Origin of the sequence: Streptomyces niphimycinicus (assembly GCF_018883605.1) — a bacterium.
Lineage (GTDB): Bacteria > Actinomycetota > Actinomycetes > Streptomycetales > Streptomycetaceae > Streptomyces > Streptomyces niphimycinicus.
Genome location: NZ_JAHLEM010000207.1, coordinates 1 through 11,603 on the forward strand (window position 1 = coordinate 1; position 11,603 = coordinate 11,603).

The 11,603-nt window shown below is 67.4% G+C and carries 10 protein-coding genes, 1 tRNA gene and 1 pseudogene; 6 read left to right on the forward strand and 6 right to left on the reverse strand.

The features are described from left to right. A partial coding sequence (locus tag KN815_RS19610; protein ID WP_216343248.1) for a hypothetical protein occupies positions 1-254 on the reverse strand: 254 nt, incomplete at its 3' end. Positions 255-392: 138 nt separating this feature from the next. Here KN815_RS19610 and KN815_RS19615 point away from each other — a divergent pair. Beyond that, positions 393-1,280, forward strand: coding sequence for a DNA-methyltransferase (locus tag KN815_RS19615; protein WP_216343249.1), 888 nt, complete (start codon positions 393-395; stop codon positions 1,278-1,280). A gap of 27 nt (positions 1,281-1,307) precedes the next feature. After that, the gene (locus KN815_RS19620) at positions 1,308-3,071 is read left to right on the forward strand and encodes an AAA family ATPase (protein ID WP_216343250.1); all 1,764 of its coding nucleotides are present in this window, start codon (positions 1,308-1,310) and stop codon (positions 3,069-3,071) included. A 7-nt stretch (positions 3,072-3,078) separates the two neighbouring features. Here KN815_RS19620 and KN815_RS19625 read toward each other — a convergent pair whose 3' ends face one another. Further along, complete coding sequence (locus tag KN815_RS19625; RefSeq protein ID WP_216343251.1) at positions 3,079-4,500, reverse strand: DUF2357 domain-containing protein; 1,422 nt, start codon at positions 4,498-4,500, stop codon at positions 3,079-3,081. Positions 4,501-4,828: 328 nt separating this feature from the next. Between KN815_RS19625 and KN815_RS19630 the strand changes: the two genes are divergently transcribed. After that, positions 4,829-5,446, forward strand: a complete 618-nt coding sequence (locus KN815_RS19630; protein WP_301184602.1) for a site-specific integrase — start codon at positions 4,829-4,831, stop codon at positions 5,444-5,446. A 166-nt stretch (positions 5,447-5,612) separates the two neighbouring features. Here KN815_RS19630 and KN815_RS19635 read toward each other — a convergent pair whose 3' ends face one another. Beyond that, positions 5,613-6,443: a barstar family protein gene (locus tag KN815_RS19635; protein ID WP_253209089.1), complete on the reverse strand. Its 831-nt coding sequence runs from the start codon at positions 6,441-6,443 to the stop codon at positions 5,613-5,615. Between the two features lie 621 nt (positions 6,444-7,064). Between KN815_RS19635 and KN815_RS19640 the strand changes: the two genes are divergently transcribed. Next, positions 7,065-7,652, forward strand: a complete 588-nt coding sequence (locus tag KN815_RS19640) for a hypothetical protein (RefSeq protein ID WP_216343252.1) — start codon at positions 7,065-7,067, stop codon at positions 7,650-7,652. Positions 7,653-7,812: 160 nt separating this feature from the next. Here the strand turns inward: KN815_RS19640 and KN815_RS19645 are convergent, their stop codons facing one another. Further along, positions 7,813-8,163, reverse strand: a complete 351-nt coding sequence (locus KN815_RS19645) for a helix-turn-helix domain-containing protein (protein ID WP_253209090.1) — start codon at positions 8,161-8,163, stop codon at positions 7,813-7,815. An 87-nt stretch (positions 8,164-8,250) separates the two neighbouring features. Here KN815_RS19645 and KN815_RS19650 point away from each other — a divergent pair, with 87 nt between their 5' ends. Both KN815_RS19650 and KN815_RS19655 read left to right on the forward strand, forming a co-directional pair. Continuing rightward, entirely contained in the window at positions 8,251-9,177 is a 927-nt protein-coding gene (locus KN815_RS19650) for a hypothetical protein (RefSeq protein ID WP_253209091.1), read from the forward strand. After that, positions 9,177-11,000, forward strand: a complete 1,824-nt coding sequence (locus KN815_RS19655; protein WP_253209092.1) for a hypothetical protein — start codon at positions 9,177-9,179, stop codon at positions 10,998-11,000. The genes KN815_RS19650 and KN815_RS19655 overlap by 1 nt, the downstream gene beginning before the upstream one ends. A 235-nt stretch (positions 11,001-11,235) precedes the next feature. On the opposite strand, the gene KN815_RS19660 is transcribed toward KN815_RS19655, so the two are convergent. Together KN815_RS19660 and KN815_RS19665 are read right to left on the reverse strand one after the other, a co-directional pair. After that, positions 11,236-11,309 (reverse strand) — tRNA-Ala (locus tag KN815_RS19660). Between the two features lie 75 nt (positions 11,310-11,384). After that, a pseudogene (locus KN815_RS19665) lies at positions 11,385-11,603 on the reverse strand (hypothetical protein); the annotation flags it as partial.

Here is an 11,603-nt window from a genome sequence, read left to right on the forward strand (position 1 = left end):
CAGCTCTCGACGGAAGCGGGGTCGGTCTCCTCTGCGGCCAGGTAGCGCCCCGTTGCCGTCGCCCAGGCGATGATTTCGCGCTTGTCCCAGATGTCGCCAGAGCGCAGACGCCGCACCGGCGACGGGAACTGCCGATGCCTCGCCTTCCAGACGTTAATGGTGTTCGCGTCGACTCCGAGCAGCTCTCCAATCTCCGCGGGGCCTACGAGGTTCACGGCGAGGGCCCTCAGGCTGCTCTCGGCTGTATTCGACACGCTCTGAGCCTACGATCTCCGGACCGAGCCTCGGGACATCGAGTCGGGTAGCGCGACACGCTGGCACCCCGGCTCGATCTACCGTCGGAGATGTCTTACACTCATGGAATGTCAGTACCTAGTGCAATCGTGTCTCCTGTGCATGACGAAGACTTCGATCAAGACGACCCGCTGTACGCCTCGGGCAAGCGCGAGAGCGGTACTTCGTGGACGGTCCTAAGAGGCGATAGCAAGGAGGTTGCCAGCACCCTCGCGCCCAGTTCGATCAACTGCGTGGTCACTAGCCCTCCTTACTACTGGCAGCGTGACTACGAGGTCGACGGCCAGTTTGGGCTTGAGCCCACCATCGATGGCTACGTCGACAACCTCCGCGAGACGTTCGCTGCGATCAAGCCGGCGCTCACCGACGATGGCGTCGTCTTCCTCAACCTCGGCGACACCTACTACAGCGCGAAGGGCCGCCCCCACGGCAAGGACGATAAGCATCGCAGCCGTCGTCTGCCGGGCCTCCGCGCGGTGGACGGCCCCGGGCTCGGGCTCCCTCGCAAGTCGTTGATCGGGATCCCGTGGCGTGTCGCGCTGGCGATGCAGGCGGACGGTTGGACGCTGCGGAGCACCATCATCTGGGTGCGGAAGTCCGCGATCCCCGAGCCGACGAGCAAGGACCGTCCCTGGCGCAAGTACGAGCACATCTTCCTGTTCTCCAAGTCGCCTCGCTATTTCTTCGACCGCGAGGGCCTCGATGGTGAAGAGGACGTGTGGTTCATCGAGCCGGATCGCAGGTCGCTCGCCCGCGGCACGCACTTCGCGCCATACCCGCGCGCACTGGTGGAGCGCTGCATCGCGGCCGGCTGCCCGGAGGGCGGCACCGTCCTCGATCCGTTCGTGGGCGGTGGGACCACCATGTACGTCGCTGACGAGATGGAGCGGTCATCGGTGGGGATCGAGCTCAACCCGGACTTCTGCGCGCTCATCTCGGAGAACATGGAAAAACTCGCCAAGCCGACAGCTGACCCGTCCGCGTGAGGAAGGCTCTCCAAGTACGGTGGGTCCATGCCGTACGTGCCTGCTCACCTTCTCCTCGAGGCCGTCAATGCCATCGAGGGTGCCCACGCCCTCACCGTCGTGACGCTGCCGGCGCTTCTCCGCGAGGCGAAGCGCCAGAACGTCGACCCGACAACCGCCCAGGTCCCATACGGCGGTGGTGTTGAGGAGCAGTACCTCAAGGATTTCTACGAGCTGCCTGGGGCTCCCGATCCGCACCGCCCGTACCGCGCAATCTGGAGCGGCGACACTCCCTGGCAGACACGGAAGTTCACCGGCGGCGGGCTGCAGCGGCAGCGCGGCCAGCGCGCGGGCCGCGGTGAGGTGCTGATCCAGCGCAAGCCTGCCCAGACCGGGCTGCCAGGGGACGTCTGGGGCCTCACGCCCAGCGCTGGCGCAGACCTGCTGGCCGAGACGAAGAAGCCCGTTCGCCTGATCGACCTGGCGCTCTGGATCGGTCGCGACGTCGACACCTCGACGATCGACCCCGCCATCCTCGCCGCCGCAAACCTCGGCCCCGCCCCTGACGACATCGACAAGCTCAACGCCTGGTTCAAGCACGAGTTCAGGCCTGCCTGCGGCGACCTGGTCGGGACGATCTTCACGGACGATGTCCCGACCGAGTACCGATCCTTCGCGTTCGCAGCCGATCCCGTGTCCGACGAGACCTACCAGCAGCTCGGCGTCCTACCGCCGGCTCCGACCGTTACCGACGACCTGTCGGCGGTCGTCGGCTCGCTCGAAGGCCGCATACAGGCGAAGGGCTTCCAGCTCCCGCCAGGGCTCGTAGGCCGCGTCGTGACGGCATGGCTCCGCGGTGACCTGGTCGTGCTGGTCGGCCAGCCCGGCACCGGCAAGACCCTGTTCGCCACCCTACTGGGCAGCGCAATGGAGCAGCTGTTCGACCTTGACGCGCCCCTCATGATCCCAGTGCGGGCCGACTTTGACGAGGCTGAGCTGATCGGGTACGAGCGCCTCGACGGAACGGTCCACCTCCAGGACTTCGCCCGTGAGATTCTGCTCGATGATGCGCCGCTCGAAGCCCGAGTCGTCATCTTCGAGGAGTTCAACCTGGCCTCGGTGGAGACCTACTTGTCCGCGGTGCTCGTCGCCACCCAGGAGCGCGAGAGGATCGTCCGACTGCCGGACGGCGAAGTCGCCAGCCTGCCCATCGACACATTCGTCCTCGCGACCTGCAACTCCTTCCGCGATGAGCCCGAAACCCGCACTCGCGTCAGCTCGCCGACGAAGCGGAGATCGACCACCATCACCATGCCGAACGTCCTCGGCGACCGATATGAGGATGACCCCGACACCGCCGTGGCCGGAGCCGTCCAGACCCTGATCGCCAACGAGCGCGAGCGCGTCGAGGGCCGGAAGAGCGCCGGACACGCATCGCAGTTCGACTCCCTCCGGCTCACTGCCCTCCACTCGGTGTCCGATTTCGAGGACTTCAGCCCCGAAGCCCAGCAGGCCCTCGTAGCTGTGTCCAACGCCGTCCTAGAGACGACGAGCGGGCGCTCGTGGTTCACGCTTGGGATCCTCCGCGACGTCGTGATGGCGCTCGTAATGTCCGAGCGGGACGCGCACGCCGAGCTCACAGCCCTGGGGAACGCCGTCGCGGACAAGATCGTGCACCAACTCCGGGGTGCCCACTCGGACGCGCAGCCGCTCCTCGATGCGTCGGCGACTCTGCCCAACGCAGAGGAGATCGGCCGCTTGATCGAGCAGACAATGTCGGGTCCCTCCGACGAGCTCCTGCCCCTCCTCTGAGCCGGCCCTAGAGGTACGGGGGCGACTGCAAGCGGTCTAGGACCAGGCCCATCACCTGGTCAAGACCGTCGTTCGGACCGACAACCGGCACCTCGACCACGCTCTCGCCATGGTCGGAGATCACCCTCGCGTCGCTCCCCACACCCGGGTAGAGGATCGTGACCGAGGAGAGCCCGTAGAGGCTTTGGTAGGCAGCGACCTCCTTCCGGCTGTCTTCCGAGGCGTGGCCGTCGCTGCCGACCCTGTATTTGGCATCGAGCACGGCGACCTTCCCCGTTGCCCGCTCGTGGAGCAGCAGATCAGGCCTCGACGCATCGGGCACCGCGGTTCGAGCCCGCCATGAGGCGAGGATGTCGCCCGGGGGAACCGCGTCGTAGTAGAGGTCGAACTCGGGTCCCGTGAATGCGAGTGGGGCGGCTCCGAACGCGCCAGGTGTCTGGGCGAGCCCGAGCACTGACGCGACTCGGTGCGCCGCATAGGCCTGGTAGATTCGGTCGGCACTCTCGATGTAGCTGTAACAGCGGGCCGGGTCTACGCTGGCGGCCCATCCGAAGCCGCTGGCTGTCCGCGTGAGGTCGAAGACCTTGATGTAGCTGCGGTCAGTGAACTCGGGCCCTTCACGCGGGTGCGCCAGCGCACTGGGCCTCAGCCGGAGCTTGACGGCGAGCGGCTGGGTGGAGAGGCGTCCGACGCGCTCGCGCCACAGTCGGCAGCGTGCCTTCGGCACGGCAGGGAGCTGCGCGCGCATCAGCTCGGACAGCATCTGGTGGAGGAGACCCAGTAGATGCACCGCGCGCCGGTTGGCCACTGTGTCCACCGTGCGCTGACGGCGGCGGGCGACCACTCGAGCAGGGTTGTAAGCGTGCCCCGCGACGGTCAGTAGGCCGCCTTCCTGCTCGACCACGTTCCGCTGGGGATCGGACCTAAGGAATCGCAGCGTGGGGACCGTCAAAACGGAGCTCCCGCCGCGGCGGCTCAGCACGTGGATTGACACGTCATCGGTCCTCGGGGCCGCGAGGACACCTTCGATGGCGTCCAAGGCATCGTCCGCGTTCGCGTCGAACCAGCCGTAGACAACGTGCGGGTCCAGAAAGCCGCTGCCGTCCGAGAACAGGGCCTGCCCGGTCCAGCCAGTGCCCAGGTGTTCGAGGTGGCTCAACATCCGCGTGACACCCTCGAGCCCCAGCTTGTGGTCCTCGGTGGCGAACCAGAATACCTGGCCTTCGATCTCAACACGGTGGAAGCCAGTCGACCTCGTGTAGTCGAGTGCGAGGACGCCCGTGGTGCCCGCCGAAAGCCGACGGTCGACGCCGTCGACCCGTATCCTGCGGCTGGCGTGGCCAATAACGCTCAGGACGATCGGCCCGGGGGCCACCATTGCCGCCTGGTCTTGCAGCTCGACCTGGCCAGATCGGGCAACGACAGACACTCGCAACTGGGTCGTGGCAGGTTCAGGATGTGGCGTCACGCTTCCAGGCTACGTTGTAGGCGACGTCGCTCCCGTCAACCGGCCCCACGACGTCCACACCGGAGCCGCCGACCCTCTCGTCCCTACCTTCCCAGCACTAAAATCATGTCGTCAGCTTGACTCGGGAAACTTCCACAACACCCTTTAGGTACCTGTTTAAGGCTGAAAGAAGAGCGAAACGACGGTCGGATCCCTGATCGGCCTATGCCAGTAGGGGCTGAGGGATGGCATCGACGAGCGCCGAGTCTCGATAGGCTTTGCCATTGGGCTTGGGGCTGCGGGGCCGTGGCTGGAGGAAGCGCGGCAGTTCCTGGAGGCGGCTCGGGCGGTCCTCGACCCGCTGTACGCGGCCTACGTGCTGATCCTGGTCCTGGGTTTCCGACGCGGTGAGGTGCTCGGTTTGACGTGGCCGAGCGTGGATCTCGACGCGGGAGAGGTGACGGTGGAGTACAAGCTGCAGCGCATCCGACGGCAACTGGTGCACGACGAGACCAAGACCGAATCGTCAACGGCGGTGCTCCCCCTTCCGCAGATCTGCGTGACCGCGCTGCGGCTCCGGCGTAAGGAGCAGGAGGCAGCGAAAAAGGCGGCCGGCGAACTGTGGACGGACTCGGACTTCGTATTCACCACGCGGTACGGCACGCCGATCGAGCCGCGCAACTTCAACCGCTCGTTCGCCTTCCGGTCGGCCAAAGCGGAAGTCCGAACGATCAGGCTGCACGACACCCGGCACACCTGCGGCTCTCTGCTCGCCGCACTCGACGTGCACCCCCGGATCGCCATGCAAATCCTCCGGCACAGCAAGATCGCGGTAACGATGGAGGTCTACACGCACGTACCGTCCGAGGCGACGCGGCGGGCACTGCGGAAGCTCGGCAAGCACCTTGACCAGCAAAATCGGAAGTAGCTGCTGTACGGCATGCAAAAGCCCCACCGAATTTCTTCGGTGAGGGCTTTGATCTGCGGTGAGACGGCGCCGTCACTCAGCCACAGGACCTGGGCGCCGCCGTCTCTCTCATCGGACGTGATCAACCGTTCAAGCCGTGGGCTCTGACATGCTCGCGCTCACCTGCTTAGCCTCGGCGGTTGGGGTCCAGCCATTCGTCTCTGTTCCACATGACGGGCATGGCGCCGACCGGGTCGAATCGAATGTCGGGGTCGTTGCTGTGGACCAGGCAGATCAGCCGGCGCTGAAGTACGGCCGCACGACGGGCCCGGTCGGCGATGATGTCGAGTACAACTTGCGCCGCCCGGGGGCAGGCGGCTGCGAATCGGTCGTAGTCGGTAAAGGTGAGGACCAGCCCCGCGCCCTCCGCTGAGTCGTCGTAGCCGCCGTAGCAGGCCACATCGCGGAGGCAGTCGTTGAGTGCGTCAAGGTTGTGGCCGTAGTAGTCGGGGAACCGCAGGGCGGCAGCGACGGCAGCGTGCATATCCCGTTCCGTGTTCCATTGGCCCGCTGCCAACTGGACGACACGGAAGCCATGGTCTTCGAGGCGGTGCACAGCCTGGCCGAGGAGTCGTTGGCGCCAGAAGAGGGTGACGAACGTGTCGCCCATGTACTCGATGCCGGGGAAGCCGGATTCCGAGGTGCTCGGCTTCGGATCCAAGGCGGCGTGACGACGGTAGTCGTCCAGCAGCCGGAAGAACTCTTCGACGGGTGTGGATCCGTCGGACGTCTCCTGTTCGATTTGAGTGGCCCAGTTGAGCGAACTCGGTCGGCCGAAGTGCTGGCAGAGCCACTGGCTGAACAGGCCGTCGCCCCAGAAGGGGAAGGGCTCGTCGATGGAGTGCACGCCCAGCGCTACCTCGTAGCCGACAAGCATGGATTCCAGATGGTGAAGGGACCCATGCGGAGGCAGCCACATGCCGGGCCGCAGACGGACTTGCTCCAGGAAGTCGTACACGTCAGTGCACTCCTGCCAGGGCTGGACGGTGCTCCGCAAGTCATCTTCGGGCGGTATGAGCAGAGCCTACGGGTCGCTCACGAACGAGTAGCCCTGACCTGAACGGCGATGAGTGCTCGGGGTCCGCTGCACCGATTTGTTCCACAACGGAAAGAGAGACCAGCCATACCTGCGCCCGAGGGTGCAGGATTCAAACGCTCAACTCGTCGGATGAGCCTGGAAGATGGCTGGTCTCGCGATCAATTAGGCCCTCTTCTCCACCAACCGTCAACCCCCACGCCCGTATCAAGCGCCACACCATGCTCCTCAGCAATCAACCGGCAGACCAACATGCCATCGCTGTGCACCGTATCCAGGTCACGGATGCGCGCGTCCGGCCTACGACACAAGGCACCGTGGATGTCCGAGATGCCAGCCACGAGGCAACCGGATGAGCCTGTGCGGTATGCCGGTGGGCTGTGGATCATGAGGCGTTCATGAATAGCCGCGCCCCGCCGGAAGCCGGAGCTGGGACTGGAAGCCCAACTTCCCTGGATTGTTTGGCATTTGGGTGTCTGGGACGTCTGGAGTTCCCTACGATGTCTGGCATCAGTGTTGGCGCCAGAGAGTCCGAGGGGACGCATGGGTTTCGAGGGCGAGGAAGCCGCGGCGCCAGGGTTGCGTGTCGCCATCGAGTTCTATGGCGAGAAGGCAGAGCGCCTGTCTCGGCGGGCGAAGGAGCTGGAAGAGGAACTCGGTTCCTTACGGGAGGAGATGGCCCAGACTCTCGTTACTCGTGATCAGCTCTCTCGTGCACTGGCGGAGATCGGCGCGGGCACCGGACCGCAGCCAGACAAGACCGCACCGGAAGAAGAGCCCGCCGAAGCCGCGCCATCTGGCGAGCAAGGCGGCACAGCGCCACCTGACAGTGCCGAGAAGTCCAGCTCCGCACGTGGAGGCAACAGCGCCGGTTCGGGCAAGCGCCGTTCCGCATCAGGTGAGTTGATGCGCGCGATCGAGCAGGTGCTGACCACGGCCGGGGTTCCTTTGCATCTGAAGGAGCTCACTGCGGCCCTCGGTCGGCCGACCGAGGGCAAGCCGGGGACAGCTGCATTGGAGTCGGTGCGGTCCACCTGCAAGCGGTTGGTGGAGACCGGGCGGCTGGTGCAGCCGGAGACGGCCGTGTTCGCGATCGCTCCTGGCCGCCGGGAAGGAGCCGCCTCAGGCTAGCACTGCTCAAAAAAGTGTCCTCTCCTCCCCTGGCAGGGAGGAGAGGACGCGGTTCTTTCGAGATGGAACCCTCTGGAGAACCTTCACGCGGCCCCTTATCAATTGGCTCACGTTTGCCTCCGAGGCTAGAGCAATCCCGCTCGCCTCGGGGGCGCGTGGCCTATTTCGTCGTCCCTTCCGCAGCCTTTCGTAGGGGACGGGAAGGCCCATTTCCATGCGTATGACGCATTTCCCCGGCGGCCGGGTAGAGCGGCACTCCCAGAAAGTGCTCCAGCCGGGCGACGGTGGCGATGTCCGGCCAGGACTTTCCGTCGAGCAGGTCGGCCACGGCCTGCCGGTTGACCCCGGAGCCCTCGGCGAGTTGGCGCAGGCTCCGCCTGGGTGTGATGAGTGCGGCGGCCAGCGCCCGGGCGACGGCCTGGACGGTGGCTGCCGCCACGTCGCCGATGACGGCCTCGGGCCAGGTTTCCGGATCGCGGGCAAGCTCGCGCGGCGGCGTTCGCCGGTTCATGCCACCGACCATGCTGATGCACTCCTTTACGTGAAGATCGTGTCGAATCCCTTCACTGGCTGCTTGACCAGCCGATGGGATTGGTCCGTGACGCTGAGCCCGCAGGTCTCCGCCCGTATTCGCAACTACCGCCCCCGCCTGCCCAGACAGCAGTGGGCTCCGGTCGCCGACCAAGTGCGGGCCACCGTCGCGGCAGCGGCCCCGGCCACCTGCTACGACGCGGCGCATCTGCTCTATGTAGTCGGCCGCCTCGCCGTCTGGGCCGAGCGCACGGGTCTGCCGCGCGATCCGGGTCTGTGGCTGCGGACCGAGACGATCGACGGGTTCATCCTGCTCAGCCTCGCCGGCCAGGAGGGCAGCACCCGCCAGACCTTCCGGACCTGGCTGCGCCGCACCCGGGAAGCCCTGGTGTGGGTACAGCGCGGAGAGGCCCCGCCGGTCCGCATCGCAGCCAGCAGACGTCCCCAACCACCCTATGTAGAAGGCGAGTTGGCCAGGCTGAAGGGCTGGGCAGAGCTGCTTCCCGGCCGGGCCCGGCTGGACGGGCTGGCCCTGATGGCACTGGGCGCCGGCTGCGGGCTGCAGCCCGGCGAAGTGCCCGCCGTGCGGGGCAACGATCTGCGGGTCACCGCCTCGGGCATGGTGGTTCTCGACGCCCCCTGGATGGACCGTCTGGTGACCTGCCGTGCTCCCTGGGAGCAGACTCTGGCCGAGCTCGCCGCGACAGCCGGGAACGGCTACGTGTTCCGGCCCGGCCGGAAGGTGGAGGCGTCGAAGAACCTGGTGTCCTCCTGGCCGGCCCGGCACAGACCGCACGCGGGCCTGCCCGCGCTGGCGGCCCGGCGGCTGCGGACCACGTGGATCGTGGACCTGCTCGGCCAGCGGATCGATCCGGCACTGGTCGCGGACGCCGCAGGCATGCGCTCGGCCGCTGCCCTGGGCCCCTACTTCCACTGGGTCCCGCCCCTGGCTCCGGAACAGGCCGCCGAACTGCTGCGCGGACCCGCCCAGTGATGCGCCGTCCGCAGGACACCGAGGACACCCTGTCCGCAGTACGGCGGCTGCGGCCCAAGCCGCCGCTGAGCGGAACACCGAAGATCCCAGACTCCAAGGTCGGCCAACTGCTCAAGCTCCTGGACCGCTCCGGTGTCCCCCAGGAACTGGAGGACCTTCTCCGCAACCGTCCTGGGCCTCCAGGGGTACGTCCGCGGGTGGTGCTGGCCGGGTTGCTGCTGTCGGCGTACTACACGGGCAGGGCCTCGGTCGCCGACGCCTGGCGTCTGCTCCACTATGGCCTGGAGCCCAGAGCCCGTACCTGGCTGGACATCCCAGAACGCCCCCCAGCCGGGGCAGCCGCCCGGATCGCTTCCAGCAAGCGGCTCTACCGGGGCCTGAATGCGATCACCACGGTCCTGGACCCCGCCCGCCACGACCGGCGTTCCCGTCTGCCGCAGCGTCACGCCGACTTCCACGCCGCGCTCTGGGGCAGCCCCGAGGGCCGCAATGCCGCCGCTCACCTCCAACTCCTCGCCAACCGTCTGGTCCTGGCATCCGTCCGGATGGCTGACCAGCGCGGATACCTGCGCGGCTGGAACGGCGACGTCGGCGTCGACGCCACCGACATCCGCGTCAGTGCCCGCCCCGACAGCAGCCGACTCGCCACCGCCTCGACGGAAGTCACCGCTGGCTGGCATTTCAAAGGCGGCACCGGCGAGAAGGTGTTCGGCTACAGCGCAACTCTGGCCATCGCCGCCCACCACCGCGACCCGGGCAACGGCACCTCCGGGGCTTACCCGCAGCTGTGTCTGGGCTTCGAGCTCGACACCCCCACCGTCCGCACCGGCCCCAACGCCGTCACGATCCTCACCCAGATCACCCAACTCGGCCTGCCCACCGGCATCCTGGCCGCCGACCGCGCCTACACCGGCTGTAGTCCGTCCAACTTCCAGACACCCGTCCGCAGGCTCGGCTACCGCCTCGCCCTGGACTACAAGGTCAAGGAACGCGGACTGCAAGGGAACTGGCAAGGCGCGCCGCTCGTCGACGGCTCCCTGCTCTGCCCGCTCACCCCCGCCCCTCTCATCCACGCCACTGCCGGCGCCGACGACGACACCGTCCGGTTCCGCAGCGACGCGCTCCGCGAGAAGATCGACGCCCGCGAGCCGCACCACCTCAAACTCAAGCAGGGCCCCGACGCCCGCGGCGCGATCCGCCTCCAGTGCCCGGCCAGCGGCCCGTCCCCCTCGGTCAACTGCACCCGCCGCGACCGGCTGCGGCCCCGCACACCGGACCCCACCGCCATGCCCTCCCGGGTGATCGACCTCAGCATCCCTCTGCCCCGGACTCCGCCCGCCGCGGCCCGCCCCACCGTCCACGTCCCCGACGCCGAACGCTTGGCACCGCCGCACGCTGACACACTTCCCCAGGTCTGCTGCGCGGGATCGATCACCGTGCCCGCCGACGCCGAGGCCGACTGGCGTCTGGCCAAGTACCGCCAGGACGTGCACTACCTGCACACCGCGTGGCTGAACACCTACCGCCCCATTCGCAGCCACAACGAGGGGGCGAACGGCCGTTTCAAGAGCGGGACGCTCGACATCGGCAACCCCAAGCACCGGCCCGCCCCAGGCCAGGTCGCCCAGACCCTCCTCCTGGCGGTCATGCTCACCGTCGCCAACCTGACCATCCTGGAAACCTGGCTCACCGAACGCACCGGCCCGGACGAACTCACTGACGCCGACTTCAACGCCACCGGCCCCCTGCCCCCGCTCGGCACCCCACGCATCGCCCTGCCGGAAGCGGACAACGGACGCCACCCGCCCCCGCACTCCCGCTGAACCCAGCTCCGTACGACAACTCCAGCCCACCCGCGCACGCCGGACTCCCCGCAGATCGGCGTGCGCAGCCATGCCCGCACCACACCAATAGGCCGTAAGCCCAATCCCCGTCCGGCATAACCTGCGCACCCAGACCTCCCGACGAGCCCCAGAAACGACGAAATCCCGTCCGATCGAAGTGATCGGACGGGATTTCGTCAACCATCTACGAGCTAACTCGTGAACGGCCCTGCTGTGGACCTGAGGGGATTTGAACCCCTGACCCCCTCGATGCGAACGAGGTGCGCTACCAGTCTGCGCCACAGGCCCTTGCAACGAGTGAAACTCTAGCATCCCCTCCGGGGTGCTTGGTAATCCGTTCCTCGCTGGTCAGTGAAGGGCCCGTCACTCGTTGGCAGCACGCGGCCGGTCCTCGTCGGCGTACTGGTCGAAGAGGGGAGTGCGGCCGCGGTCGCGGGCGCCGCGGGGCGGGACGGCGGCCGGGTCCGGGGCCGGGGCGGGGCTATGGGCGGAGGCAGGGTCGACGGTGCTGGAGCGGGCGGAGCTCCAGGCGTCGGGGGCGGCCAGGTCGACGCTGCCGGTGGCGCGCGGGGCGACGGGGGC